Here is a 25,657-nt window from a genome sequence, read left to right as displayed (position 1 = left end):
TGGCTCGAACCGGCCGCCCCGGCCGAGGTGCCTGGCCCACGGCGGACCGTGGCTCGAACCGGCCGAGTTGAGCCCGTCCCGAACGGGTAACAACGCGGCGAGCCGCGGCCAGATCCCCGCACCTGGCACGGAACGTCGATATCGAGCAGGCGCTCAGACGGTGACCGGACGCCGGTAGCGCGCGACCAGCAGCGTCCCGGCCTGCACCGCCAGCGAGACCGCGAGCGCCAGCCCGAACGCCGCGCCGACGCCGAGCGGCTCCACCAGCACCGCCACCAGGAGGCAGAAGACCGCGAACCCCACGAGGCCGCCCAGCACGCCCCGCAGCATCCGCACCGCCCCGCCGGCCCCGTCGCGGGCGAGGGCGAACGCGGCGACCACGCTCGTGGCGATCGGGAACGGGGCGAGCACGCCGGTCGCGGCCGGGCCGATCGCGGCCGCGGCGCCGGTCACGGTCAGCACCAGCGCGGCGGTGGCCACGGCCCGGGCCGGGAGGTCCCACCACGGCGGGCGCGCGGCGCGAGCCGGTGCCGGCGAGACGCGGGGCAGGGCGCGGGCCGCGAGCCAGACGGCCAGCAGCACGAGGAGGGCGGCCGGCGCGACGGGCACGGTGACGCGGGCCAGCAGCGCGTCGGCGGCCAGGCACGCGGCCCACGCCACGACCAGGGCGGCGGGCCAGCGCAGCCGCCCGGCCACCCGCCCGAAGACGACGACGAAGAGCGCGAGGGAGACCAGGCCGAGCAGGGCGGAGGCGGCGGCCCGGGCACCGAACGCCGGGCCGTGCTCGAGGCAGGCGATGAGCAGGATCGGGCCGGCGACGATGGGCAGGGCGACGAGGATCCCGGAGACCTGGGCGCCCCAGCGCCGGCCGGCGAGGGACGAACCGGCGACGAGCAGCGGCGCGAGCAACAGCTTCAACACGAGTGTCACTTGTGGTCAGGTTAGCCGCTATGGTCGGTACCGTGGAGACCAGGATCCGACCGGCCGCGCGGGTCGTCTGTCTCGACGCCGCGCAGCGCGTGCTGCTGCTGCACTGGCGGGACCCGGCCGACGGCTCGTGGCTGTGGGAGCCGCCCGGCGGCGGCATCGACCCCGGCGAGACGCCCCTCGACGCGGCGCGGCGCGAGCTCGTCGAGGAGACCGGGCTCGATCCGGCGGCGGTGCGCACGGGCGCCGTCGACGTGGCGCGCGACCAGCGGTGGAACGGCGCCCGGTACATCGGCGTCGAGCAGTTCTTCCTCGCCCGCTTCGCCGAGGACCGGCCCGCGCTGGTGCGCACCGGGCTGCTGCCGGACGAGCAGGAGAACCTGCACGACCACGCCTGGGTCGGGCCGGAGGACCTGCCGGCGCTGCCCGACCGCCTCGAGCCGCCCGAGCTGGCGAAGGTCATCGCCGCCCTGGCCGGCCCGTCCAGCGCCTGGGCCCGGCTGAGCTAACGCGGCGAGCGGATCAGCAGGTTCGCCACCACTTCGTCGGGTCCGACGGTGCCGTACACGTGCGGCACATCGGCCTCGAAGCTGATGTGCTCCCCCGCCCGCGCGACGAGCGGCACCGGCCCGGGCCCGGCCCGCAGCACGCCCTGATGCACGGTGACGTGCTCGGTCACCCCGGGCGCGTGCGGCGGTGAGTGCTGGACGACGCCCGGCCGCACCCGCATCCAGAACAGCTCGAACGTCGCGCCCGCCTCCTCGAAGACCTCGAGCAGCGTCGCCGTGACCGCGGCCCCGCGCACGTCCGCGGCGGCCCCCGGCGGATCCCCGGGAGCAAGGACAAGAGCCGTCAGCGGTACCCCGAGTGCCCCCGCCACCGCGTAGAGCGTCTCCAGCGTGGGGTTGCGGGTCCCGTGCTCCAGCCCGGACAGCGTGGCCTTGCCGATGCCGGCCGCGCGCGCCAGGGCCGACAGCGACACGCCGCGCGCCTCCCGCAGCGCGCGCAGCCGCTCGCCCACGGCCGGATCGGCGCGGCTTGTCCCGTCAGGCTCCACGGGATTATTGTGGCGTTCCGTTTACGGAACGATCGTCGAAGGGCACACATGCGCCACCACGGGCTGCTCCCACCGATCCTGGCCGGCCTCGTCAGCGCGGTCGTCGGCTACGCAAGCTCCTTCACCGTCGTGTTGGCCGGCCTGCGCGCCGTCGGCGCCAGCCCGGCCCAGGCAGCGTCGGGCCTGCTCGCCCTCTGCCTGGCCATCGCGGCCACGGCGATCGGGCTCGGGCTGCGGTACCGCATGCCGATCTCGATCGCCTGGAGCACCCCCGGCGCCGCCCTGCTCGTCGCCACCGGCCCGGTCCAGGGCGGCTTCCCGGCGGCCGTCGGCGCGTTCCTGATCGCCGCCGCCCTGATGGTCCTCGCCGGCCTGGTCCCGTGGCTGGCCCGGGCCATCGCCGCCATCCCCCGCCCGATCGCCGGCGCCATGCTCGCCGGGGTGATCCTGAGCCTGTGCACCGCCCCGGTGCGGGCCATGGTCGAGCTCCCGCTGCTGGCCACCCCGGTCATCCTGGTCTGGGCCCTGCTGTTCCGCTTCGCCCGCCAGTGGGCCGTCCCGGGCGCCCTGGCCGCCGCGGTGGTCGCCATCGCGGTGCACGGCCCGGGCGGCGGCCTGTCCGGCGCCACCCTGCGCCCCAGCGCCCTGCTGACGGTGCCCACGCTGAACCCGTCGGTGCTGGTGAGCATCGCGGTGCCGCTGTTCCTGGTCACCATGGCAGCGCAAAACGTCCCCGGCATGGCGGTCATGGCCACGTACGGCTACGAGCCACCCCTGCGGCCCCTGCTCGTGACCACGGGGCTGGCCAGCGCGGTCGCGGCGCCGTTTGGCGCCCATGCGGTCAACCTGGCGGCGATCACCGCCGCGATGACCGCGGGGCCGGACACGCACCCGGACCCGCGGAAGCGGTGGATCGCCACCGTGGCGCTGGGGGCGGGGCAGCTGACCCTCGGGCTGGGGGCCTCGCTGGCCATGGCACTGGTACTGCTCTCGCCGCCGATTCTGGTGGTGGCGGTGGCCGGGCTGGCGCTGCTGCCGGCGCTGGGCTCCTCGCTGGCCAATGCGGTCACCGAGGCGGAGGGACGGGAGGCCGCCGTCGTGACGTTCGTGGTGACGGCCTCGGGCACCACGATCCTGGGGATCGGCTCCGCCTTCTGGGGACTGGTCGCCGGCGGCCTGACCGCCCTGCTCCTGCACCGCCGCCGGCCGGCCCCCGTCGCCACCACCGAGCAGCCGGAGCCGGAGAACCCCGTCAGTGGTTCGCGTGAAAGTGCCACGCTACCTGCTGGTCGATGAGCTGCGCCGGGGACCAGGCGGCGGTCCGCGACCGCCTAACGGAACGAGCCGCCGTTGCGGACCGGGCGCATCGGCTCGGCGTCGTCGACCGGGTCGGCGCAGGTCTCCCAGTTGCGCCACCACTGGTCGTCGGGCAGCTCGCCGCAGGCCTGTACGAAGGCGTCCAGCAGGGTCAGGGTGGCCGGCTCGGCGGTCAGGCCGGCCGCGGTGACGAGCTCCTGCAGCTCCCGGCGGCGGGCCCGCATCACCGTGCCGACCAGGTCGCGGCCGGCGGGGGTCAGGGCCAGCCAGATCGAGCGGCGGTCGGGATGGCGGTGGAAACGCTCCACCAGCGACTTGCGGGCCAGCCGGTCGCACATGCGGGTCAGGGTCGACGGGGCCACGCCCAGCTCCTTGGCGACGATCGCGCTGCGCTGGGGGCCGCCGCCGGCCAGGAGCACCAGGGTGCGGTACTGCGTGAGCGTCACGTCCGTGTCGAGCGCGGCCAGGTTACGCGACGCCAGCGCGACCATCCCCCGGCTGACGGCGAGCAGCGTCTCGACCACCCGATCATTTGTCACACGGCAAATCGTTGCAGACCAGATCGCCGCTCGAGTGGTTGACCCGGGTGCGGTCGACTATCGTGTGGGCCTAACCATTGCACACTTGCAATATATGGGGAGCAGATGGGCGGCAGAGTCGCGCACATCCTGCTGGTCGAGGACGACCCGGGCGACGTGGCGTACACCCTGGACGAGTTCCGTGAGCACCGGCTGCGCAATCCGGTGACGGTGCTCGGCAACGGGCTCCACGCGATCGACTACCTGGAGGGCCGCGGGGCGTACGCGGGCGCCCCGACCCCGGACATCCTGCTGCTCGACCTGAACCTGCCCGGGGTGGACGGCCGGGTGGTGCTCGACCGGGTGCTGGGCAACCCGCGCCTGGCCGACCTGACGGTGGTGGTGCTGACCGGCTCGCCGCTGGAGGAGCAGATGCTGCGCGACTTCGGCGTGCCGTCGGAGTTCTACTTCCGCAAGCCCGTCGACTTCGCCCAGCTGTCCGGGCTCATCCGCAGCGTCGACCAGTTCGGCCTGGTGGTGGACAAGGCTGCCGAGTAACGCTCAGCGGTGGACCAGGCCCGCGTAGTCGGCCTCGGTGAGCGGGTCGGAGGTCAGGGCGCCGTCGCCGCGGGGCACCTCCATCGGGCGGCCGTCGCGCACGAAGCGGACCGACACCACGTCGGCCCGGGCGGCCAGGGTGCACACGATCTGGCCGAAGGCCACGATCTCGTCGTTGCGGATCGCGTTGTCGCCGGCCAGCCCGACCACCGCGGTGCCGTCGCGCACCTCCACCCCGGTGATGAAGGCGGTGCCGATCAGCGCGCTGTCCAGGCCGTTGTCCCGCTCGACCGCGGTCGGGCCGGCGACGAGGTCCTGCAGCTGCTGATCGGGCGGCGGGACCGACTCGACCCGGCGGTCAACGGCGACGAGCTCGTCGTCGCGGACCAGGAACAGCCGCTCCACCGCGGCGCCGGGGGAGCTCGGCGGGGCGCCCATCGGGCCCTCGTAGGAGCCGATGGTGACCGACGGCTCGATGGGCCGGGGCGTGCTCTCGGTGGGCACCCCGCAGCCGGCCATCGTCAGGCACAGGAGCAGGGCGGCGGAGGTTCGTACCGCGCCCCCGGCGGCTCGGGGCTTCACCATGCGCCCAGCGGCTCGAGGCTTCGCGGCGCCCCTGGCAGCTCCTGACTTCACCATGCCCCCGGCGGCCCGAGACTTCACCATGCCCCCGGCGGCCCGAGACTTCACCATGCCCCCGGCGGCCCGAGACTTCACCATGCCCCCAGCGACTCCAGGCTTCACCGCGCCCCCAGCGGCCCGGGGCTTCACCGCATCCCCAGCCGCTCGGGGCTTCACCGTACCCCCGGCAGCTCGATGCGGAATCGGGCGCCGCCGCCGGGCCGGTCCAGCACCAGCACCCGGCCTCCGTGCGCGGCCACGTGCTGCGCGACGAGGGACAGGCCCAGGCCGGTGCCGGCGTCGTTGCCGCGGGCGCCGGAGGAGCGGCCGCGGACGAACCGGTCGAAGATGACCTCGCGGTCGGCCGGGTTGACGCCGGGGCCCTCGTCGTCGACCTCGATCACGCCGTCGGCGCCGTCGGCGCGCACCCGGACCTCGACCGGCCCGCCGCCGTGGGTGACCGCGTTGTCGAGGAGGTTGACCAGCACCTGCTCGATGCGGCGGCGGTCGACGCTCCACTCCCCGGACTCGCCGCGCACGATGTCCGGCGCCAGGCCGCTGCGCTGCACGGCGCGGCGGGCCAGCTCGGCCACGTCGACCGGGGCGAGCTGGGCCGGCAGGTCGCCGCGGGAGAGCTCGAGCAGATCGTCGACGAGCGACTGGAACCGGGCCAGCTCCTCCACCACCAGGCCGGCCGCGGTCGCGGTCCGGTCGTCGAGCTGGTCCCGGCGCCGGTCGAGCACGCTGGCCGAGGCGGCCAGCGTCTGCAGCGGCGAGCGCAGCTCGTGGCTCACGTCGGCGGCGAAGCGGCGGTCCCGCTCGATGCGGCGGGACAGCTGGTCGACCATCTCGTTGAACGACGTCGACAGCCGGGCGAGGTCGGGGTCGGTGGCCGGGTCGAGCCGGGCGCTCAGGTCCCCGGCAGTGATGCCCTGGGCGGCGTCGGCGACCGAGCGCAGGGGGCGCAGGACGTAGCGGGTGGCGTACCAGCCCAGGCCCGCCCCGGCCGCCGCGCACGCCGCCGCGACCAGGCCCAGCACCCAGCCGAGGGTGCGCAGCGTCTGGTCGAGCTCGCGCAGGTAGTCGATCTCGTAGAGCGCCGACGACGGGGTCAGCAGGATGCCCACCACGACGGTCGGCACCCCGTCCACCCTGACCCGCTGGATGCCCTGGCCGCTGCCGCTCACGAGGCGCTGCAGGCTCTGCGGTACCGCGTCGGCGGCGCCGCTGTCGGCGTTGCGCGCGTACCAGTTGCCCAGGTGGTACACGAGCACGCGGCGGTTGCCGCCGGTGTCGAGGGAGCGCAGCATCCCGGCGATGTCGGGGTGCCCGGCCCCGAGGCCGGCCGCCACCACCCGCGCGTCGAACGTGGCCGACCGCACCGCGGCGCGCTCCCGCCCGTTGAGCAGCGAGTTGCTGGTGATCTGGTACGACACGAGCGCCATCGACGCCGAGAGCGTCAACGCCCCAGCCGCGAACCCGGCCACCACCCGGGTGCGCAGACCCGCCCTCCACCGCGTCATCGCTGCAGCTTGTACCCCATGCCGCGCACGGTCACGAGGTACCGCGGCTGCTTGGAGTCCTTCTCGATCTTCTGCCGCAGCCGCCCGACGTGGACGTCGACCAGCCGCTCGTCGCCGATCTCGTACTCCCACACCCGCTGCAGCAGCTGCTGGCGGCTGAACACCTGCCCGGGGTGCTCCCCGAGCTCGCACAGCAGCCGGAACTCGGTGCGGGTGACCGGCACCGGCGCGCCCGCGATGCGCACCTCCCCCGCCTCCGGGAGGATCTCCAGGTCGCCGAAGACCATGCTGGTGAGCGCCTGCACGGTGCGCCCGCGCCGGCGCAGCGCCCGCAGCCGGGCCGACAGCTCCTTCACCGCCACCGGCTTGACCAGGTAGTCGTCCGCCCCGGCCTCGAGCGCGGCCACGATGTCGTGGGTGTCGTCGCGCGCGCTGATCACCACGATGGGCACGTCGTCGCCCCGGCGCAGCTGCCGGATGCACTCGAACCCGTCCACCCCCGGCAGCATGAGGTCGACCAGCACGGTGTCGGCGGGCTCCTCCCGCTGTGCCACCAGGCCCTCCTCCGCGCTCGCCGCGCCGCGGACGGTGTACCCCTCGTCCTCCAGCGCCAGCGCCAGCGAAAGCCGGATCCGGTCGTCGTCCTCGATCACCAGCACGCCTGCCATAGGACGAATCATGCCGTCCGCCCGCGCCGGTCCACCAGCAGGCCTCCCCACCAGGGCCGAAGTCATACAACCGTCACAGTTCCGGGGGATGTTCGCCACATGCAGACCGAACGCTTAGGAACATGCAGAGCGCCCCGGCCGACCCGGCGACCCCGGCCATCGAGGTCGTGATCACGGAGGAGCTCGACGCCACCTCGGTGGCGCACTTCGGCGCCATCCTGCACGAGGCCGCCGACCTGCAGCCCACGCACCTGGTGATCGACCTGGCCGGCTGCCCGTTCATCGACGCCGCCGGGATCGGCATGCTGCTGGACGTGCACCGCCGGATCTGGTCGACGGGCGGCCGCCTGACGCTGCGCTCCCCGGGCCCCCGCATCACGCGCACCCTCCAGCTGGCCCGCGTCGACCACGTCCTGCACGTGAGCTGACCCGGCACTTCCGTTCCGCGTTACTCGCGCGTAACAGTCGCGGCATGGTTGATGCATGGACCGTGCACAAAGTTGCCCCGCCTCCGCTGCGCGGCGGCACGACCGGTTCCCCGAGGTGGCGGCGCGCCCTCCGGCTCCGCGCGGACGTCCCCGGCGCCCGGGCGCGCGACGAGCTGCTGTTCGCGCAGCCAGCCGGTACGCCGCCGTGTCCTGCCCGCTCATGAACCGCTGCGGCGGGTGCTCACCCTGGCGGTTCGCGTACGAGTACAACTCCTACGGCGTCGTGCTGGCCCAGGTCCGCGCATTCGTGGCCGGCTGAGCCCGCCGAAATCGTCAACGGCCCGGGTGCGTACGCCCGGGCCGGGTACCCTCCGCCGGGGACGACATCCACAGCGGGGGGTACGCCGTGACCGGACGGCAGGAGTCTGTGAGCCTTGGCCTGGCCGTCGGGGCCCTCGGCGTGGTCTTCGGCGACATCGGCACGAGCCCGATCTACACGCTGCAGACGGTCTTCAACCCGCACGACCCCCACCCGGTGCCGGTGAGCTCCGCCAACGTGTACGGCGTGGTCTCCCTCGTCTTCTGGTCCGTCACGATCATCGTCACCGTCACGTACGTGCTCCTCGCGATGCGGGTGGACAACGACGGCGAGGGCGGCATCCTGGCCCTCATCACCCTGCTGCGCCGCTGGGGCGGGGACAGCAAGGGGCGGATGGCCGTGTTCCTCGCCGGGCTCGGCATCTTCGGCGCCGCGCTGTTCTTCGGCGACAGCATGATCACCCCGGCCATCTCGGTGCTGTCCGCGGTCGAGGGCCTGAAACTGGTCGAGCCGTCGCTGGGGGAGCTGGTGGTGCCGATCACCGCGGTCATCATCGTGGCCCTGTTCCTCGTCCAGCGGAGGGGCACGGCGACGGTCGGCAGGATCTTCGGGCCGGTCATGATCCTGTGGTTCGTCACGATCGGGGTGTGCGGCGTGGCCGGCATCGCGAAGCATCCGGCGATCCTGAAGGCGCTCTCCCCGACGTACGCGATCGGCTTCCTCGCCGGCCACTTCGGCATCGCCTTCTTCTCCCTCGCCGCCATCGTGCTCTCCGTGACCGGGGCCGAGGCCCTGTACGCCGACATGGGCCACTTCGGCCGGAGGTCCATCACCCGCGCCTGGCTCTGGCTGGTCTTCCCGGCCTGCGTGCTGAGCTACTTCGGCCAAGGCGCGCTCGTCCTCGCCGACCCGTCCAACGTCGCCGGCCCGTTCTTCCTGCTCGTGCCCGAGTGGGCCCGCCTGCCGCTGGTCCTGCTGGCCACCGCCGCGACCGTGATCGCCTCGCAGGCGGTGATCACCGGCGCGTACTCGGTGGCGTCCCAGGCGGCACAGCTGGGCTACCTGCCGCGGCTGCGGGTCGCGCACACGTCGGAGTCGCAGATCGGCCAGATCTACGTACCGTGGATCAACTGGCTGCTGATGGTCTCGGTCCTCACCCTGGTCTTCGCCTTCCGCAGCTCGGCGGCGCTCGCCTTCGCCTTCGGCATGGCCGTCACCGGCACGATCACCATCACCACCCTGATGTTCTTCTACATCGCCCACCGCAAGTGGCAGACCCCCACCTGGCTCCTGGCCGCCGGCGCGGCCGTGCTGCTCACCGTCGACCTGCTCTTCGTCGCGGCCAACCTGACCAAGCTCGTGCACGGCGCCTGGCTGCCGCTGCTCATCGCCCTGACCGCGTTCACCATCATGACCACCTGGCAGCACGGCCGGGCCATCGTCACCGCCGAGCGCAACCGCCGCGAGGGGTCGCTGCGCGAGTTCATCGACCAGCTGCGCGAGGACCCGTCGCTCACCATCACCGTCCCCGGCACCGCGGTGTTCCTCAACCGCGGCAAGCAGACCGCGCCGCTGGCCATGCGGGCCAACGTGGAGCACAACCACGTGCGCCACGAGCACGTGCTCATCATGTCCCTGGAGACCCAGCCGGTCCCCCGCATCCCGCCCGGCGAGCGCATCGAGGTGGACGACCTGGGCTACGCCGACGACGGCATCGTCCACGTCACGGTCCGCTTCGGCTACATGGACACCCCGGACCTGCCGGCCGCGCTGCGCCTGCTGGACCCCGCCACCACGGAGGGCAGCACACACCTGGAGCAGGCCTCGTACTTCCTGTCGAAGATCGAGCTGCGCCGCGGCGACCAGCCGACGATGGCGGCATGGCGCAAGCGCCTCTTCATCGCCACCTCCTACATCACCGCCGACGCCGCCGAGCACTTCGGCCTGCCCCGCGAGCGCACGGTCATCATGGGCTCACACATCGAGATCTGACCGCGTTCCGCGGCCCGGTAAACCCGGGGGCCGGGCCGGTGTGCACCTATCCGGCGAGGAGGTGTTCATGCCGAGCGATGGGTTCGGGGACCGGCAGCAGTTCAGCGTGGGTCCAGCACGGCGAGGACTCGTTCCTGGCCGCCGACGGCACCCACGTCGTGCAGTCGGTGGTCAACGATCCGGCCGAGTGGTATGCCGGCACCACCGGCGCGTACACCAAGCCGGCCCCGGTGACCGGGCTCGAGCACACCGACGACATGCGCCAGCCGGTCCGCGCCGACGCGCCCGGCGCGTACGTCGTGTCCGACCGGACGGCCGTGTACACCTCGCCGGACGGCCTGCACTGGACCCGCCACCCGGTGCTGCCGTCATGAGCCCGCCTCCACCAGCGGGAACGTCACGCGGAAGGTGGAGCCGACGCCCGGGGTGCTGCTGACCTCGATGGTGCCGGCGTGGTCCAGGACGATCTGGCGCGCGATGGTCAGGCCCAGCCCGCTACCGCCCGTTTCGCGGTCGCGGGCCGGGTCGGCCCGCCAGAAGCGCTGGAAGACGAAGGGCAGGTCCTCCTCGGCGATGCCGCAGCCGGTGTCGCGGACCTCCACCACCGCGTGCCCGTCGGCCGGGAAGGCGCGCAGCACCACGTGCCCGCCGGGGTCGGTGTACCGCAGCGCGTTGGTGGCCAGGTTGCCCAGCACCTGGCGCAGGCGGTCCTGGTCGCCGTGCACCGGCAGCGGGCCGACGGCCTCGGCGGAGAGCGCCACGCCGGCCGCCTCGGCGACGGCGAGGTGGGCCACCCGGCTGGTCTCGACGAGCTCGGCGAGGTCGAAGCCGGTGCGGCGGTACGCCAGGTGCCCCGACTCCGCGAGGGTGAGGTCCTGCAGGTCGTCGAGGATCCGCCGCTGGAGCAGCACCTCGTCGTGCAGCGACCCGAACAGCTCGCGGGACGGGGGCACCACGCCGTCCTGGAGGGCCTCGAGGTACCCCAGCAAATTGGACAGCGGCGTGCGCAGCTCGTGGGCGACCGAGGCGACCAGGCGGCGCTGCGCCTGCTCGGCCTCCTCCAGGGCCTGGGCCATCCGGTTGAACGACGCCGAGAGCTGCCCGACCTCGTCGCGGCCGCCGTTGGGGACGCGGGTGTCGAGGTGGCCGTCGGCGAGGCGCCGCGACGCGGCGGTCAGGCGGCGCAGCGGGCGGCTCACGTGCCGGGCCACGACGGCGGTGCCGAGCAGCGCCAGCACGAGCACGCCGCCGATCGACAGCAGCGAGGGGCGGGCGACGAGTTGTACCGCGTCATCGTCGACGGCGCCGAGGAACAGCTGCAGCGGCTCCGGGGCGAAGCCGGCCACCCGGTCGGCGAAGGCCTGCACGAGGCAGCGGTCCCGTGGCTGGGTGGAGCGGCAGGCGGAGAGCGCCTGCACGTCGCCGTCGTGGGCGATGCCCTGCTCGCGGGTGGCCTGCTCGGTGCACTCGGCGACGACCGGCTCGGCGCCGGGCCGGGGCAGCGGCACGCCGTACTGGTCCGGCTCGACCGCCGGCACGGTGTAGCCGTGGTCGGTGGCGCAGCGGGCGTAGACGGCGGACCGGCGGTACCGTTCGAGCTCCTCGATGAGGAGGAACTCGGACTTCGGGTTGGCGGCGGCCGGGGTCAGCACGAGCGTGGCGCGCGGGTCGATGAGGGTCGGCGGGTTCACCACCGGGCGGGCGGCCCGGTGGGCGAGGTTGTCGCTGTCGACGGTCACCTCGCCGTAGAGGTTGACCAGGCGGATGCGCTGGTGGTTGGCGGCGGCGAGGGTCCGCACCCGCTCGGCGACCCCGGCCCAGGTGCCGTGCCGGCGGGCGTAGGAGCGCACGGTTTCGGCGATGTCGGCCACGTGCCGGGTCGCCTCCGCCTGCGACGCGGAGATCTGCCGGGCGGTCAGGCGGAAGCTCAGCCAGGCGGTCGCCCCGATCGCGGCCACGGCCACCACCAGGATCAGGCAGAAGATCCGCAGCCGGAAGCTCATGCCGCGTCGTCCGGCGCGCCGAGCGGTGGCGCCTCGGCCAGACGGTAGCCGCGGCCGTAGACGGTCTGCACGTAGCGCGGCTGCACCGGGTCAGCCTCGAGCTTGCGGCGCAGGTTGACCACGTGGGCGTCGACGGTGCGCTCGGAGACGTCGCGCTCGAAGCCGAACACCCGGTTGATGATCTCGCCGCGGGTGAACACCCGGCCGGGCTCGCCGGCCAGCAGCTCAAGGATGCCGAACTCCTTGGCGGTGAGCACGACGGCCTCCCCGGCCGCCCGGACCTCGAACCGCCCGGCGTCCACCACGAGGTCGCCGACGGCGAGGACCCGCTGGTGGCCGGGGCTGCCGATGCCGGAGCGGCGCAGCAGGGCCCGGACCCGGGCGGCCAGCTCGCGTGGGCTGACCGGCTTGGTCATGTAGTCGTCGGCGCCGAGGTCCAGGCCGAGCAGCAGGTCCTCCTCGGTGGAGCGGGCGGTGACCAGCAGGATCGCCACGCTGGACTCGGCCCGCACGATCCGGCACACGTCCAGGCCGTCCACCTGCGGCATCATGACGTCGAGGACGAGCAGATCGGGCTTGCGCGAGCGGCACTGCTCCAGCGCCGCCCGGCCGTTGTGCACGGTGAGCACGCTGTGCCCGTCGCGTTCGAGGTACAGCCGGATCAGCTCGGCCTGCTTCGGGTCGTCGTCCGCGACCAGGATGCGTGCGCTCATCCCGCTCATTGTGACCCGGCAAATGTGAGGATCCTGCGAAATCCGCTTCGGGTATCGATGCGGCAACGACTTCTTCACGAGTTCCCAACCGCCGGGTTCGCACCCTGACCGGCATGTGTGGACTCCTGGTCTTCCTCAGCGCCGACGGTACCGCCGACCGCACGGCCCTCGCCGCGGCGCTGGAGCGGCTGCGCCACCGCGGGCCCGACGAGACGTCGATGGTCGCCGACGGCGGCGTCGTGTTCGGCTTCACCCGCCTCGCGATCGTCGACCGGGCGCACAGCCGCCAGCCGGGCCACTATCCGGTGGACGGGCCGCAGCAGGGGCGGTGGACGGTCGCGTTCAACGGCGAGCTGTACAACTACCGGCAGCTGCGCGCCGACCTGGCCCGCGAGCACGGCGCGGTCTTCGCCACCGAGGGGGAGGCGGAGGTCCTGGCGGCGGCGTTCCACCACTGGGGGCCGTCGGCGGTGCGGCGGCTGCGCGGCATGTTCGCCGCGGTGCTGTGGGACGCCGCCGAGGGCACCCTGCACGCGATCCGCGACCCGTTCGGGATCAAGCCGCTGTACCACCTGCGCACCCCCGAGGGCCTGTACCTGGCCAGCGAGAAGAAGGCGCTGCTGCCCTTCGCCGGCGGCGCGGCCCGGATCGGCTCGGCCGCCCTGTCGCATTACCTGACGCTGCAGTACGTCCCGGAGCCCGCGACCCTGCACCCCGCCATCCACCGGCTGCCGGCGGGGCACGCGCTGACCGCCGGCCCCGGGCAGGAGCCGGTCATCCGGCGGTACTTCGACCCCGCCCTGCGCCCCGTGCGCCGCCCCGCCGCCGAGGCGATCGCCGCGATCCGGGACGCCCTGCGCGACAGCGTCCACGCCCACCTGCAGTCCGAGGTGCCGCTCGGGGCCTTCCTGTCCAGCGGCGTGGACTCCACCGCCGTCCTCGCGCTGGCCAAGGAGCGGCACCCCGGCATCCGGGCCTACACGGCGGGGTTCGACGACCCGCGGTACAGCGAGATCGAGCACGCCGCCGAGACCGCCGAGGCGCTGGGCGTCGAGCTGAAGGCCACCGTCGTGCGCGACGAGGACGTCATCGAGGCGCTGCCGCGCATCGTGTGGCACCTCGACGACCCGGTCGCCGACCCGGCGGTCGTGCCGCTGTACTTCCTGTGCCGCACCGCCGCCCGCGACGTGACCGTGGTGCTGTCCGGCGAGGGCGCCGACGAGCTCTTCGCCGGCTACGAGATCTACCGCGAGCCCGCCGCCCTGGCCCGGGTGGCCGGCCTGCCCGACCCGCTGCGCCGGGGCCTGCGCGCGGTCGCGGAGGTGCTGCCGGAGGGGGTGCGCGGCAAGAGCTTCCTGCAGCGGGCCACGACGCCGATGGACGAGCGCTACTACGGCAACGCCCGCATCTTCGGGCCCGAGGAGAAGGCCCGGCTGCTGCGCGGCCCGGCGGTGCCGCACACCGACGTCACCGCGCCGCTGTTCCGCGCGGCGGAGGGCCTCGACGACGTGAGCACGATGCAGTACATCGACATCCACACCTGGCTGCCGGGAGACATCCTCACCAAGGCCGACCGGATGTCCATGGCCCACTCCCTGGAGCTGCGGGTGCCGTTCCTCGACCGCGCCGTCTACGCGGCCGCGGCCGCCCTGCCGCCGGAGCTCAAGCTCAGCCCGCGGGCCACCAAGCACGCCCTGCGCGAGGCGGTGCGCGGCCTCGTCCCCGACGCCGTGGTCAACCGGCGCAAGCTCGGCTTCCCCACCCCGACCCGGGTCTGGCTGCGCGGTGTCGTCGGCGAGTGGGCCGGCGACGTGCTGGCCTCCGCCGCCGTCGGCCATCTCATCGACGTCGGCCACGTGCAGCGCCTGCTCGCCGCGCACCGCCGCGGGTCGGCCGACCATTCGCGCAAGGTGTGGACGGTGCTGATGTTCTGCCTGTGGTACGGCCAGCAGGGGACCGCCCGCGACTGTTCACCATCGCCGGCCTGGCGGGGCGCCCCCGGTGCTGGCATGCTCGCCGCATGGACGTGCGGTTGATCCTGCCCGGCGGGGTCACCCGAACCTCATCGTCAGCGACCACACCCAGATCCCGCACCTCGTCGCGGTACTGGTGATCATGGCCGTCATGTCCGCCGCGCTGCTCGGCTGGGCCAAGCGCCAGGGCTGGTGGTGATCACCACCGCACATCGCCACCGGGCGATCTGCTCTAAGGTGCAGGCGTGAACGCTTCCGGATACGCGCTCGGCATCGACCTCGGCACGCAGCACACGGTCGCCGCGCTGCGCGACCCCGCCGGGCGGCTCGTTCCGGTGCTGTTCGGCCAGTCCCCGCTGCTGCCCTCCGCGGTGTACGCCGGCCCGGACGGGCGCCTGCTGACCGGCCTGGAGGCGGAGTGGGCGGCGGCGGGCGACCCGGGCGGCCTGGAGCGGCACCCGAAGCGGCGCATCGACGAGGGCACGGTGTGGCTGGGCGGGCGCGCCTTCGCCGCGGCCGACCTGCTCGCGGCCCTGCTGGCCCGGGTGGCCGGGGAGGCCGCGCGGGTCGCCGCCGTCAGGCCGCCGCAGGTCGTGCTGACCCACCCGGCGGACTGGGGCCCGCAGCGCCTGGCCGTGCTCACCGACGCGGCCCGGCGGGCCGGCCTCGGCGCGGTCGCGCTCGTGCCCGAGCCGGTCGCCGCGGCCGCCCAGCTCGCGGCCGTCACCGGCCGCCCGGTGCCGGCCGGCCAATGGCTGGTCGTGTGCGACATCGGCGCCGGCTCGTTCGACGCCACCGTGCTGCAGGCCCAGCCGACCGGCCTGGTCGTCGTGGCCACCGCCGGCCTGCCCGCGGCCGGCGGACTCGCCCTCGACGGCGCGGTGGTGGGGCACGCCGGCGCGCTCGTCCCCGCGCCGGAGGTCTGGGAGCGGCTGCAGCGGCCGCAGCAGCCGGCCGACCTGGGGGCGGGGCAGCAGCTGTGGGCGGGGGCGCGGGCGGCCAAGGAGCAGCTGTCGGCGCAGCCCGCCGCCGTCCTGCAGGTGCCGCTGGCCGGCGCGCAGGTGCAGGTGACCCGGGAGGAGTTCGACCGGCTGGCCGGGCCGGCGCTCGAGGCGGGCGCGCGGATGGTCCAGGGCCTGCTCCAGGGCGCGGGGGTGGCCCCGGGCGGGCCGGCCGCGGTGTACCTGGTGGGCGGCGGGGCCCGGCTGCCCCTTGCCGCGGCCGTGCTGCAGCGGGCGCTGGGCGTCCAGCCGATCGTGTCCGACCAGCCCGAGCTGGTGGTGGCCCAGGGCGGCGGGTACGCGGCGCCCATACCCGGCGCCGTCGCGCAACCGGCGCCCCCGGTGTCCGTGGTGTCCGCGCCGCCGGTCTCCATACCGCCCGTCGCGCCGTCCGTCCCCACGCCGCCCGTCGCGCCGCCCGTCCCCACACCGCCCGTCGCGCCGCCCGTCTCCACACCGCCGTTCGCGCCCCCGGCCACGGGCATGCCGCCCTTCGCGCCGCCGACCGCGACCATGCAGACGCCCCCGGCCACGGGCATGCCGCCCTTCGCGCCGCCGACCACGACCATGCAGACGCCCCCGGCCACGGGCATGCCGCCCTTCGCGCCGCCGACCACGACCATGCAGACGCCCGCGCCCGTGCCGGCCTTCGTGCCGCCTCCCGCGGGCAGGCCGAAGCGGCGGATGGGCGTCATTGTCGCGGCCGCGGCGGTGGTGCTGGTGCTGCTGGTCGGCGGCGGGATCTTCGCCGCCGTGCGGCTGCTCGGCGGCGACGGCGAGGACGGGGCGAACGGCAAGCCGTGGTCGTACACCGGCAACGGCGAGCTGTTCAAGGACACCTTCGACAGCCGCCTCGACGCCACGACCTGGAACCGGGTCGCCGGCAACTGGAGCTCGGACGGGGAGAGCCTGTTCGGCGGCCCGGACGTCACCGGCTGGTCGACCATCAAGCTGGTGCGCGACGTGCCGTCCGACGTGGCCGTGCACTTCCGGATGAAGCTCGACAAGGAGGGCACCGGCGAGGTCATGCTGCACATCGGCGACGGCAGGTACGTCCGCGCGGCGCTCTCCGCGGCCGACAAGCAGGTCGCCGTCGGTCCCGGCGCGCTCAGCGGGCGGGGCAGCGCCGACGGGGGCACCGCCGCGAAGAGCGCGCCGCGCCAGTTCGCGACGAACCGCTGGTACGACGTCTGGGTGGTGGCCAAGGGCGGTCACTACCAGATCGCGGTGGACAACCGGCTGTTCGTGGACTACTCCGACGACAAGGGCGCCCTGCCCTCCTCCGGCACGCTCGGCTTCGCCGCCAAGGACACCAACGTGTACCTCGACGACTTCACCGTCATGAAGGCGTAGAGCAGCAGCCCGGCCGCGCTCAGTGCGCCCCCCGCGAGGAAGGGGGCGCGCAGCCCGTACGCGTGGGCGAGCGCGCCGGCCGCGAGCGCGCCCAGTGGCGCGGCGCCCAGGCCGACCAGCCGGAACGCGCTGGTGACCCGGCCGAGGTACGCGTCCGGCACCAGCTCCTGGCGGATCGCCGCCGCGACCGCGTTGCCGGACGTGGAGGCGAGGCCGAGCGCCGCGGCCAGCAGGCCCCCGGACACGGGCCCGCTCGCCAGCCCGAAGGCGGCCACGCCGAGCGCACCGGCCGCGTACGCGATCACCATCCCCCGGCGCGCGCCGAGCCACCGCGCGAGCGCGCCCGCCCCGAGCCCGCCGGCCACGCCGCCGACCGCGAACGCACCCACCAGCAGCCCGAACCCGGTCGGCCCCAGCCCCAGCACCTGCCCGGCGAAGAGCACCAGCACCGCGAGGATGCCGGTGTACGCCAGGGTCGTCGCCGCCTGCAGCAGGCAGAGGGCCAGCAGCGCCCGGCTGGACCCGAGGTGTCGCAGCCCGTCCAGGACGCTCGCCCGCGCCTCGGGCACCCCGGCGGGGGCGGCGGGGTCGGCCGGGACGCGCAGCAGGGCGCTCGCCTGCGCCTCAGGCACCCCGGCGGGGTCGGCCGGGACGCGCAGCAGGGCGCTCGCCTGCGCCTCGGGCACCCCGGCGGGGTCGGCCGGGACGCGCAGCAGGGTGATGCACAGCGCGGAGGCGACGAACGTGACGGCGTCGATCGCGAACGGGGCGAAGGCGGCGAGCCCGAAGAGCGCGGCGCCGGCCGACGGGCCGATCAGGGCGTCGGTGAGCTGCACGCCCGCCATCAGGTGGCCGTTGGCGGTGGCCCGGCGCGGCGGCGGTACCACCGCGGGGAGCAGGGCGGCCGTGGCGGCGCTCGTCACCGTCTCGCCGCAGGTCAGCACGAAGCCGAGGGCGGCGATGAGCGCGATCGGGGTGGCCCCCGCGGCCACCGCGACCGCGAACGCCGCCACGGCCGCGGCCCGGGCCAGGTCGCTGCGGCGCACGAGCGCGCGCCGGTCGTGCCGGTCGGCCAGGGCCCCGGCGGCGAGGCCGAACAGCAGCCACGGGACCTGCTCGGCCGCCGTGACGAGCGAGATGGTCCACGGGTCGCGGCTCTGGCCGGCGGCCAGCAGTGGCAGCGCGATCCAGCGCACGCCGTTGCCCAGCGCCGAGGTGACCGCGGCGAGCCACAGCAGGTTGAAGTTCCGACCGCCAAACATGAACTAGAGTCTGGTTCAGTTTCGGTCGCGGCGTCAAGCGTGCGACAATCGAGCGGCCATGAACACCCGGATCGAGCCTCAGCAGCGCCGCAGCCGCGACAAGCGGGACCGGGTGCTGGCCGCGGCGGCCGCCCTCCTGCAGGAGGTGCCGTTCGACGAGATCGGCACCCGGCTCATCGCCGAGCGGGCCGAGGTGTCGGTCGGGTCGCTGTACCGATTCTTCCCGGACAAGGAAGCGATCTTCCTCGCGCTGTCGGAAAGCTGGCTGGACAAGGTCATCGCGCTGATGGACGGCCTGGTCGCGGCGCCGCCCGCGACGCTCGGGGCGTTCGTGGACTCGGTCGTGGACACCTTCGCCGCCTTCTTCCGCGACGAGCCGGGCTACCGGCAGGTGTCGCTGGGCAGCCAGACCCTGCTGGTGGCGCCGGGCGCGAGCGCGCGCAACGACGCCGACCTGGCCGAGCGGCTGCGGCGCACGGTGACCGGCCACTACGGCCGGCCCGACGACGCCGAGCTCACCCCGCGCCTGCTGCTGGCCATCCACGTCACCGAGTGCCTGCTCAACCGCGCCTTCCGCACCGACCCGGCCGGCGACCCGTTCGTGCTGTCCGAGCTCAAGGGCCTGCTGCGCGCCTACCTCGGCGCCTGATCCCGGCACAGGGCGTCGCCCAGGTCGGTGCGGTAGTACAGGACCGACCGGCCCGCGCGGCGGCGGTCGGCCAGGCCGGCGTCGCGCAGGACCCGCAGGTGCCCGCCGGTCGAGCCGAGCGTCTGGCCGGTCAGGGCGACCAGCTGGGTGGTGCTCTTCGGCGCCCCGAGCAGCGTCAGGATCCGGGCCCGGGCCGGGCCGATGAGGCGGGCGAGGGCTCCGGGCGGTACGACATCCGGGTCCTGAGCGAGCCAGCCGGTGCACGGATAGACGATCGCGTGCAGGTCCACGCCCTCCTCCCAGCTCACCCAGCCGCGCTGCGAGGTGGTCGGGGCGAACAGCAGGCGGGTGCCGGTCAGGTCGCGGGGCGGGTAGTCGTACGCGTTGATCTGCAGCCGGCCGTCGCCGAGCCACCGCATGCCGGGGCGCATGCCGTCGAGGACCGCCGCCCAGCCGCCGCTGCCGAGCCGCTCGGTGCGGGCCACGATGTCGGCCTCGAACACCCGGCGGCGCCGCGGCCAGCCCGGGCGGACCGCGTGCCGCCAGACCCAGTCCAGCAGCTCGACCGCCCGCGCGACCAGCCCGTCCTCGTGCAGCACCGGCGCGAGCGGCCGGTCCATGGCCTCGAGGATGTCCCGCCGGGCCTGCTCGTCGGTGGTGGCGGCGACCCGCTCCAGCTCCGCGGCGAACCGCGGCGCGCCGCCGTGCGGCGGCTTGACCAGGAAGTCGGCCAGCCAGCCGGGCCGGATCGCGTCGCGCAGGAACGGCAGGGCGAACGCATCGGCCGCCCAGCGGGCCCGGAACTGCGGCCCGTACTCGGCCAGCCACTCCCGCTGGCTCGCCGACACCCGGTGCAGCCCGTTGAGCGCGGCCAGGCACCCGATCGTCTCCACCATCGGCGACACCACGAACCGGCTGCCGGCCAGCACGTCGGCGTCGATGCGCCACACGCCCACGTTTCGCCTCCAACCGAAACTCTACCGCCCGGGCCCGCGCGTGCCGCAGGCTCCGGGTCATGCGCACGTACCGCGAGCTGTTCGCCACCCCGGAGTTCCCGGCCCTCTTCGCCACCGTCTCCGCGCAGGTCGCCGCGGGCACGGTGTCCGGCATCGCGCTCGCGACCCTGGTCTACGGCGCCACCGGTTCGGCGCTGCTGAGCGCGCTGAGCATGTTCGGCTCGTCGTTCGCCCAGGTGATCGGCGCGCTGACACTGCTGTCCGCGGCCGACCGCCTCCCGGCCCGCACGGCGCTGGCGGGCCTGGCCGCGTTCACCGGCCTGACCACCGCCCTCATGGCCGCCCCGGGCCTGCCCGTGGCCGCCGTCCTCGCCGTCGTGCTGGCCCAGGGCCTGGCCGCCTCGGTCGGCGGCGGCGTGCGCTACGGGCTGCTCGCCGAGATCCTGCCGGCCGACGGGTACCTGCTCGGCCGCTCGCTGCTGAACATGTCCGTCGGCGCCATGCAGATCGCCGGCTTCGCCGCGGGCGGGGCGCTGCTGGCCGCGACCTCCCCCTCGGCGGTCCTGCTGATCGGCGCCGCCCTCTCCCTCGTCGGCGCCCTCACGGCGAGGTTCGGCCTGTCCCGCCGCCCGCCCCGGGCCACCGGCCGCGCCTCCGTCCGCGCCACCTGGGCCGGCAACCGCCGCCTGCTGTCCGACCCGGCCCGCCGCGCGGTCTACATCGGACTGTGGGTCCCCAACGGGCTCATCGTCGGCTGCGAAGCGCTGTTCGTGCCGTTCTCCCCGGCGGCCGCCGGCGCCCTCTTCGTCGCCGCCGCGCTCGGCATGCTGGCCGGCGACGCCTTCGCCGGCCGCGTGCTGCCCCGCCGCTGGCGCCGCCCCCTCACCACCCCGGTCCAGCTGCTGCTGGCGGTGCCCTACCTGCTGTTCGCCGCGACCCCGGCCCTGCCCGTGGCGCTGCTGCTGGTGGCGGTGGCCTCCGTGGGGTACTGCGGGAGCCTCCTGCTGCAGGACCGCCTCGTCGAGCTGACCCCGGACGACCTGCGGGGCCAGTCGCTGGGCCTGCACAGCGCCGGCATGTTCACGATGCAGGCGACCGGCGCGACGGTGGCCGGCGTCGTGGCGCAGTACCTCTCCCCCGCCCACGCCATGGTCGCCATGGCCTGCGCGTCCATCGCGGTCTCCGCCGCCCTGGCCCGCCCGCTGCGCCGCACCCCCGTGCCCGCGCTGACACTCGCGAGCTCGGGCTGAACCGTCCCGCCCGCTGCGCCGCACCCCCGCGCCCGCGCTGACACTCGCGAGCTCGGGCTGAACCGTCCCGCCCGCTGCGCCGCACCCCCGCGCCCGCGCTGACACTCGCGAGCTCGGGCTGAACCGTCCCGCCGGGAGTCGTCAGGCCTTGGCCCGAAGCTCCGCCACCACGCGGGCCGTCACCGGGGTCGCGATGCCCAGCTCCGCACCCGCGTCCAGGACCGAGCCGCCGATCGCGTCCAGCTCCAGGGGGCGGCCCGCCTCGGCGTCGCGCAGCATCGAGGACTTCATCCCCGGCGGGAGCTGGGCCACGATGGCCAGGATCGCGGCCGGGTCGACGGTCGCGCCGCTCGCGTTGGCCACCGCCGCCACCTCCACCACCATCTGCTCGAGGTCGTCGCGGCGGCCCTCTCGCGCCGGGCCGATGCCGGCGCCCGCGGCGGTCGTGATGAGGGCCATCGGCGCCAGCAGCGCCATCTTGTCCCACAGCACGCCGGCCTCCGTGTCGCGGACCCTCACCTCGAAGCCCGCCCCGCCCAGGACCTCGGCGACGAGACCGGCCCCCGGGCCGGCGGCCTGCACGGTGCAGAACGGGCTCGTGTGCTCGATCCGGCCCGGGGCGACACGCGTCGACTCCACGCTGATGGAGCCGGCGAGCACCCGCGCCCTGGGGTATCGTTCCCGCAGGGCCACCATGTGGCCGACGCCGTTGAGCAGGGGCAGCATCACGTCCACCAGCTCCGGCGGGACGCGGTCCAGCGCGGCCCCGAGCGACGTGGCCTTGGGCGCCACGACGGCCAGGTCGACCGGCGCCGACAGCGTCTGCACGGCCCGGGCCGGCACCTCGAAGTCCCCGAACTGCACGCTGTGCACCCGCAGGCCGCCCTCGTTCAGCGCGGCCGCGGTCTCGGGGCGGGCCACGTAGACGACGTCGTGGCCGGCGCGGGTCAGCACCCCGCCGAGAAGCCCACCGACGCCGCCCGGGCCGACGATCGCAACGCTCGACATCCGACCAACCTATCCGCTACGGAGGCGGCGATGACGCGTAGGTACGTGCTGACGGGAGCGCCCGGCGCGGGCAAGACCACGATCGCGGCGGCGCTGCGCCGGCGCGGGCACGTGGTGGTGGCCGAGGCGGCGACCGACGTGATCGGGCAGACGCCGCAGCTGGAGGCGGACTCGGCCGCGTTCCTGGACCGGATCGTCGCTGTCCAGCGCGAACGGCAGCTGGCCGCGACCGGCGCGCTGCAGGTCTTCGACCGCTCCCCCGTCTGCACGCTCGCGCTGGCCGCCTACCTCGGAGTGGCGCCGCCCCGGGACCTCGCCCGCGAGGCGGAGCGGATCGCCCGCGAGCGCACCTACGAGCGGCGGGTGCTGTTCGTGCGGCTGATGGGGTTCATCACCCTGACCGCGGCCCGCCGGATCAGCCTCGCCGAGTCGGAGCGCTTCGAGCGCATCCACGCCGAGGTGTACCGCGACCTGGGCTACGAGCTGGTCGACGTACCCCCTGCGCCCCTGGAACACCGGGTGGCCCGCGTGGCCGAGGTGATCGCCGCGGCGTGACCCGGATATGTTCCATGGATGGTCCATGAGGTCTTCCCGCCGGTCGTGCTCACCACCGCGCGCCTCGTGCTGCGCCCGTTCACCGCCGCCGACGCGCCCGACGTGCACGAGGCCTGGCAGGACGAGGCCTACGTGCGCAGCGCCCCGGTCGGCTACGCCCTGGCCCGCGCGGACCTGCCGACCGCGGTGAACTGGTGCGCGACGGGCATGGAGCAGCGGCGGGTGGACGGCACGGGGATCGGCTTCGCGCTGCAGCCGTCGGACGGCGGGCGGCTGGCCGGGCACGTGCAGCTGTTCGGCGTCGACTGGACTACCCGCACGGCCGAGATGCACTACTGGACGTCGCCGTGGGCGCGCGGGCACGGGTTCGCCGCCGAGGCGGCCGCGGCGGTGGCCCGGTGGGCGCTGACCGAGAGCCGCCTCGAGCGGGTCTTCCTGCAGGTGGACACGGCCAACAAGGCCTCGCTGCGGGTCGCGGAGGCGGCCGGCTTCCGCTTCGAGGGCGTGCTGCGCAACCTGGTGCCGAACCGGGCCGGGACCCGGTCCGACATGGCGGTCTACAGCCTCATCCCGGCCGACCTGCGCCCCCCGGCCGACCCGCTCACGCCGGCCGACCCGCGGGACGCGGGCTAGGCCTTGCGGGCCACGCCGCCGTAGACGGCGACCTGGGTGTCGGTCGCGTCGGCGTCGACGTCGGCGTCCGGGCGCCACTTGGTGACGATCGGCAGCCCCGGCTCCAGCAGTTCGAGGCCGGTGAAGAAGCGGGCGATGTCGTCGTGCGGGCGGACCTGCATCGTCACGCCCTGCTTGGCGTAGATCTCGGCCACCCGGGCCCAGGCGGCGGCGTCGAAGTCGCTGGTCAGGTGGGACAGGGCCAGGAAGCTGCCGGAGGGCAGCGCGTCGACGAGGCGCGAGACGATCTCGTACGGCCGGTCGGCGTCCCCGACGAAGTGCATGATCGCGATGAGCATCAGCGCCACGGGCTGGTCGAAGTCGATGACCTCGCGCAGCCGCTCCGAGCCCACGATGCGATCGACGTCGCGCAGGTCGGCGTCGATGTACTCGGTGCGCCCCTCAGGCTTGCTGGTCAGCAGCGCGCGGGCGTGGGCCAGCACGATGGGGTCGTTGTCGACGTACACGATGCGCGACTCCGGGGCGACGGCCTGCGCCACCTCGTGCACGTTCGGGGAGGTCGGGATGCCGGTGCCGATGTCGAGGAACTGCCGCACGCCGTGCTCCGCGGCGAGGTGCTCGACCACGCGGCGCAGGAACTTGCGGTTCTCCCGCGGGGGGATGCGGCTGTTGGGGTTGGCCTTCAGGCCGGCCTCCCCGGCGGCCCGGTCGGCGGGGAAGTTGTCCTTGCCGCCGAGCAGGAAGTCGTAGACCCGCGCCGGGTGCGGGCGGTCGGTCTGCAGGTCGATGGGCGCGCCCTCAGCGGGCTTCGCCTTCATCCATTCGGCGCCTGACATGTCCGTTCTCCACACGTTCGTTCCACCTGAGGTTCCCCGTCCGGTTCGGATCATAGGCCCTGCCACCCATGCACCGGCAACGGCCGGACGGCCACGACGGCCCCGCGCCGGTCAGGCGGGCAGCGGCCGGTCCGTCACGACGGTCCCCGCGACCGCCGGTCACGCGGGCAGCGGCCGGTCCGCCACGACGGTCCCCGCGACCGCCGGTCAGGCGGGCAGCGGCCGGTCGGCCACGACGTGCTTCATGACGAGGGTCGAGTTGAGCCGCTGGATGCCCGGCAGCACCGCCAGCACGTCGTCCTCCAGCTGCTGGTAGGCGGCCAGGTCGGCGGTGACGATGCGCAGCAGGTAGTCGGGGTCGCCGAACAGCCGCTGGGCCTGCACGACGTTGGGGATGCGGGCCACCGCGGCCTCGAAGCCCAGCAGCGTCTCGCGGTCCTCCTGCCGCATGGTGACGAAGACGAGCGCCTGGAAGCGCAGGCCGACCGCGTCGGCGTCGACGACGGCCCGGTAGCCGCGGATGGTGCCGTCGCGCTCCAGCTCGCGCAGGCGCCGGTGACACGGGGACACGCTCAGGCCGACCCGCGCCGCCAGTTCGGTGACGGTGAGGCGGCCCTCGTTCTGCAGTACCGCAAGCATCTTGCGATCGATGGCGTCCACGGGGCGGATTCTTCCACCGGGGCCCGCCGGCGGGGCAGAACTTGGCAACACCTTGCGCGCGTTCGTCGATATGTTGCCGCCATGTCCACGAGCGCGCTGGCGGCGTTCTGGCTCCTCGCCGCCCTGCTGATCGCCGTGCCCGGCCCCGACTGGGCATTCACCCTCGCCGTCCCCGCGGTGCTGCCGGCGGTGGCCGGCCTGGCCACCGGCTACACGGTGGTGACGGCGGTCGTCGCGGCCGGCGTCGGCGCGCTGGTCGCCGCCTCGCCCGCGGCGATGACCGCCCTGACCGTGGCCGGCGGGCTGTACCTGCTGTGGACCGGTGCCGTCACCCTCGCCGCCCGGCCGGGTCTCCGCCCGGTGACGGTGGCCCGGGGCGGCTGGGCCGTGTTCCGGCGCGGGGTCGGGGTGAGCGCGCTCAACCCGAAGGGCCTGCTGATGTTCCTGGCCCTGCTGCCGCAGTTCACCGATCCGCGGGCGGGCTGGCCGGTGGCGCTGCAGGTCGCCGCGCTGGGCCTGACGTTCACCGCCACGTGCGCCGCGTTCTACGCCGCGCTCGGCTCGGCGGCCCGCACGCTGCTGTCCTCGCGCCCGCGGGCGTACACCGCGGTGGCCCGCGCCGCGGGCGTGGCGATGCTGCTGCTGGGCGCCGCGCTACTGCTGGGCCGCCTCTGAGCGGATCGCCTGGGCCGCCGCGGCGGCGATGGTGGGCCAGTCGGCGCCGAAAACGGCCCGGGCGGCGGCCTCCACTGTGGACTGGCGCCGTACCACCTGGTCGAAGAACGCGATGAGCTTCGGCTCGCCGTAGTGCCGGGCCAGGTAGCGCACGGCCAGGAAGGCGATGCCGTAGCGGGCGTTGGTCTCGCGGGCGGTGATG

General features: G+C 74.7%; 28 protein-coding genes. 14 read left to right on the top strand and 14 right to left on the bottom strand.

Annotation, left to right across the window (positions count from 1 at the left end; genetic code table 11):
• Positions 1–153: 153 nt before the first annotated feature.
• Entirely contained in the window at positions 154–930 is a 777-nt protein-coding gene (locus tag ABD352_RS31355; RefSeq protein WP_344616117.1) for a hypothetical protein, read from the bottom strand.
• A gap of 20 nt (positions 931–950) precedes the next feature.
• Here ABD352_RS31355 and ABD352_RS31350 point away from each other — a divergent pair, with 20 nt between their 5' ends.
• Positions 951–1,436, top strand: a complete 486-nt coding sequence (locus ABD352_RS31350) for an NUDIX hydrolase (RefSeq protein WP_425553707.1) — start codon at positions 951–953, stop codon at positions 1,434–1,436.
• Here the strand turns inward: ABD352_RS31350 and ABD352_RS31345 are convergent.
• Complete coding sequence (locus tag ABD352_RS31345; protein WP_344616115.1) at positions 1,433–1,984, bottom strand: helix-turn-helix domain-containing protein; 552 nt, start codon at positions 1,982–1,984, stop codon at positions 1,433–1,435. The two genes, ABD352_RS31350 and ABD352_RS31345, sit on opposite strands and share 4 nt — an antisense overlap.
• Before the next feature lie 48 nt (positions 1,985–2,032).
• Here ABD352_RS31345 and ABD352_RS31340 point away from each other — a divergent pair, with 48 nt between their 5' ends.
• On the top strand, positions 2,033–3,280 hold the full coding sequence (locus ABD352_RS31340; protein ID WP_344616114.1) for a benzoate/H(+) symporter BenE family transporter: 1,248 nt from the start codon (positions 2,033–2,035) through the stop codon (positions 3,278–3,280).
• Between the two features lie 35 nt (positions 3,281–3,315).
• On the opposite strand, the gene ABD352_RS31335 is transcribed toward ABD352_RS31340, so the two are convergent.
• Complete coding sequence (locus tag ABD352_RS31335) at positions 3,316–3,840, bottom strand: MarR family winged helix-turn-helix transcriptional regulator (protein ID WP_344616113.1); 525 nt, start codon at positions 3,838–3,840, stop codon at positions 3,316–3,318.
• A 105-nt stretch (positions 3,841–3,945) separates the two neighbouring features.
• On the opposite strand from ABD352_RS31335, the gene ABD352_RS31330 reads away from it, so the two are divergent.
• Positions 3,946–4,377: a response regulator gene (locus ABD352_RS31330; RefSeq protein ID WP_344616112.1), complete on the top strand. Its 432-nt coding sequence runs from the start codon at positions 3,946–3,948 to the stop codon at positions 4,375–4,377.
• A gap of 3 nt (positions 4,378–4,380) precedes the next feature.
• Here ABD352_RS31330 and ABD352_RS31325 read toward each other — a convergent pair whose 3' ends face one another.
• From ABD352_RS31325 to ABD352_RS31315, 3 genes are all read right to left on the bottom strand, one after another.
• Positions 4,381–4,962 carry a GerMN domain-containing protein gene (locus ABD352_RS31325; protein WP_344616111.1) on the bottom strand — a complete coding sequence of 194 codons (582 nt, stop codon included), beginning with the start codon at positions 4,960–4,962 and terminating at the stop codon, positions 4,381–4,383.
• A 209-nt stretch (positions 4,963–5,171) separates the two neighbouring features.
• Positions 5,172–6,521 (bottom strand): HAMP domain-containing sensor histidine kinase, encoded by a 1,350-nt coding sequence (locus tag ABD352_RS31320; RefSeq protein ID WP_344616110.1) that lies wholly within the window; start codon positions 6,519–6,521, stop codon positions 5,172–5,174.
• Positions 6,518–7,189, bottom strand: a complete 672-nt coding sequence (locus tag ABD352_RS31315) for a response regulator transcription factor (RefSeq protein ID WP_344616109.1) — start codon at positions 7,187–7,189, stop codon at positions 6,518–6,520. Before ABD352_RS31315 ends, ABD352_RS31320 begins: the two co-directional genes overlap by 4 nt.
• Positions 7,190–7,311: 122 nt before the next feature.
• Here ABD352_RS31315 and ABD352_RS31310 point away from each other — a divergent pair, with 122 nt between their 5' ends.
• The 3 genes from ABD352_RS31310 to ABD352_RS31300 all read left to right on the top strand — a co-directional run bounded on the left by ABD352_RS31310 (position 7,312) and on the right by ABD352_RS31300 (position 10,302).
• Positions 7,312–7,617, top strand: a complete 306-nt coding sequence (locus ABD352_RS31310) for an STAS domain-containing protein (protein ID WP_344616108.1) — start codon at positions 7,312–7,314, stop codon at positions 7,615–7,617.
• Between the two features lie 427 nt (positions 7,618–8,044).
• On the top strand, positions 8,045–9,928 hold the full coding sequence (locus tag ABD352_RS31305; protein ID WP_344616107.1) for a potassium transporter Kup: 1,884 nt from the start codon (positions 8,045–8,047) through the stop codon (positions 9,926–9,928).
• 77 nt (positions 9,929–10,005) lie between these two features.
• The gene (locus ABD352_RS31300; RefSeq protein WP_344616106.1) at positions 10,006–10,302 is read left to right on the top strand and encodes a hypothetical protein; all 297 of its coding nucleotides are present in this window, start codon (positions 10,006–10,008) and stop codon (positions 10,300–10,302) included.
• On the opposite strand, the gene ABD352_RS31295 is transcribed toward ABD352_RS31300, so the two are convergent.
• Both ABD352_RS31295 and ABD352_RS31290 read right to left on the bottom strand, forming a co-directional pair.
• A complete protein-coding gene (locus tag ABD352_RS31295) occupies positions 10,297–11,931 on the bottom strand; it encodes a sensor histidine kinase (protein WP_344616105.1) in 1,635 nt (544 codons plus the stop codon). The genes ABD352_RS31300 and ABD352_RS31295 overlap by 6 nt on opposite strands.
• Entirely contained in the window at positions 11,928–12,644 is a 717-nt protein-coding gene (locus ABD352_RS31290; RefSeq protein ID WP_425553705.1) for a response regulator transcription factor, read from the bottom strand. The genes ABD352_RS31295 and ABD352_RS31290 overlap by 4 nt, the downstream gene beginning before the upstream one ends.
• 113 nt (positions 12,645–12,757) lie before the next feature.
• Here ABD352_RS31290 and asnB point away from each other — a divergent pair, with 113 nt between their 5' ends.
• Genes asnB through ABD352_RS31275 form a run of 3 tightly spaced genes read left to right on the top strand, consistent with a single transcriptional unit; the run spans position 12,758 to position 16,971 of the window.
• Positions 12,758–14,680, top strand: a complete 1,923-nt coding sequence (gene asnB, locus ABD352_RS31285) for an asparagine synthase (glutamine-hydrolyzing) (RefSeq protein ID WP_344616103.1) — start codon at positions 12,758–12,760, stop codon at positions 14,678–14,680.
• Positions 14,646–14,816: a hypothetical protein gene (locus ABD352_RS31280; RefSeq protein ID WP_344616102.1), complete on the top strand. Its 171-nt coding sequence runs from the start codon at positions 14,646–14,648 to the stop codon at positions 14,814–14,816. The genes asnB and ABD352_RS31280 overlap by 35 nt, the downstream gene beginning before the upstream one ends.
• Before the next feature lie 46 nt (positions 14,817–14,862).
• Positions 14,863–16,971 carry an Hsp70 family protein gene (locus ABD352_RS31275; protein WP_344616101.1) on the top strand — a complete coding sequence of 703 codons (2,109 nt, stop codon included), beginning with the start codon at positions 14,863–14,865 and terminating at the stop codon, positions 16,969–16,971.
• Here ABD352_RS31275 and ABD352_RS31270 read toward each other — a convergent pair.
• The gene (locus ABD352_RS31270; protein ID WP_344616100.1) at positions 16,869–18,233 is read right to left on the bottom strand and encodes an MFS transporter; all 1,365 of its coding nucleotides are present in this window, start codon (positions 18,231–18,233) and stop codon (positions 16,869–16,871) included. The genes ABD352_RS31275 and ABD352_RS31270 overlap by 103 nt on opposite strands.
• 58 nt (positions 18,234–18,291) lie before the next feature.
• On the opposite strand from ABD352_RS31270, the gene ABD352_RS31265 reads away from it, so the two are divergent.
• Complete coding sequence (locus ABD352_RS31265; RefSeq protein WP_344616099.1) at positions 18,292–18,882, top strand: TetR/AcrR family transcriptional regulator; 591 nt, start codon at positions 18,292–18,294, stop codon at positions 18,880–18,882.
• Here the strand turns inward: ABD352_RS31265 and ABD352_RS31260 are convergent.
• On the bottom strand, positions 18,867–19,838 hold the full coding sequence (locus ABD352_RS31260) for an ArsR/SmtB family transcription factor (protein ID WP_344616098.1): 972 nt from the start codon (positions 19,836–19,838) through the stop codon (positions 18,867–18,869). The genes ABD352_RS31265 and ABD352_RS31260 overlap by 16 nt on opposite strands.
• Before the next feature lie 59 nt (positions 19,839–19,897).
• Between ABD352_RS31260 and ABD352_RS31255 the strand changes: the two genes are divergently transcribed.
• Complete coding sequence (locus ABD352_RS31255; RefSeq protein ID WP_344616097.1) at positions 19,898–21,088, top strand: MFS transporter; 1,191 nt, start codon at positions 19,898–19,900, stop codon at positions 21,086–21,088.
• A 141-nt stretch (positions 21,089–21,229) separates the two neighbouring features.
• Here the strand turns inward: ABD352_RS31255 and ABD352_RS31250 are convergent, their stop codons facing one another.
• The gene (locus ABD352_RS31250; RefSeq protein WP_344616096.1) at positions 21,230–22,096 is read right to left on the bottom strand and encodes a ketopantoate reductase family protein; all 867 of its coding nucleotides are present in this window, start codon (positions 22,094–22,096) and stop codon (positions 21,230–21,232) included.
• 30 nt (positions 22,097–22,126) lie between these two features.
• On the opposite strand from ABD352_RS31250, the gene ABD352_RS31245 reads away from it, so the two are divergent.
• Positions 22,127–22,651 (top strand): AAA family ATPase, encoded by a 525-nt coding sequence (locus ABD352_RS31245; RefSeq protein WP_344616095.1) that lies wholly within the window; start codon positions 22,127–22,129, stop codon positions 22,649–22,651.
• An 18-nt stretch (positions 22,652–22,669) separates the two neighbouring features.
• Complete coding sequence (locus ABD352_RS31240; protein ID WP_344616094.1) at positions 22,670–23,284, top strand: GNAT family N-acetyltransferase; 615 nt, start codon at positions 22,670–22,672, stop codon at positions 23,282–23,284.
• On the opposite strand, the gene ABD352_RS31235 is transcribed toward ABD352_RS31240, so the two are convergent.
• Together ABD352_RS31235 and ABD352_RS31230 are read right to left on the bottom strand one after the other, a co-directional pair.
• The gene (locus ABD352_RS31235) at positions 23,281–24,120 is read right to left on the bottom strand and encodes an SAM-dependent methyltransferase (protein WP_344616093.1); all 840 of its coding nucleotides are present in this window, start codon (positions 24,118–24,120) and stop codon (positions 23,281–23,283) included. The genes ABD352_RS31240 and ABD352_RS31235 overlap by 4 nt on opposite strands.
• Positions 24,121–24,327: 207 nt before the next feature.
• Positions 24,328–24,780, bottom strand: a complete 453-nt coding sequence (locus ABD352_RS31230; RefSeq protein ID WP_344616092.1) for an Lrp/AsnC family transcriptional regulator — start codon at positions 24,778–24,780, stop codon at positions 24,328–24,330.
• An 81-nt stretch (positions 24,781–24,861) separates the two neighbouring features.
• Here ABD352_RS31230 and ABD352_RS31225 point away from each other — a divergent pair, with 81 nt between their 5' ends.
• The gene (locus ABD352_RS31225; protein ID WP_344616091.1) at positions 24,862–25,455 is read left to right on the top strand and encodes a LysE family translocator; all 594 of its coding nucleotides are present in this window, start codon (positions 24,862–24,864) and stop codon (positions 25,453–25,455) included.
• Here the strand turns inward: ABD352_RS31225 and ABD352_RS31220 are convergent.
• Positions 25,435–25,608: a hypothetical protein gene (locus ABD352_RS31220; RefSeq protein ID WP_344616090.1), complete on the bottom strand. Its 174-nt coding sequence runs from the start codon at positions 25,606–25,608 to the stop codon at positions 25,435–25,437. The genes ABD352_RS31225 and ABD352_RS31220 overlap by 21 nt on opposite strands.
• Between the last annotated feature and the right edge of the window lie 49 nt (positions 25,609–25,657).

It is taken from the genome of Dactylosporangium salmoneum, from assembly GCF_039532525.1.
GTDB lineage: Bacteria > Actinomycetota > Actinomycetes > Mycobacteriales > Micromonosporaceae > Dactylosporangium > Dactylosporangium salmoneum.
The sequence above is the reverse complement of the archived record's forward strand: the minus strand, read 5'-3'. Positions and strand labels throughout refer to the sequence as shown.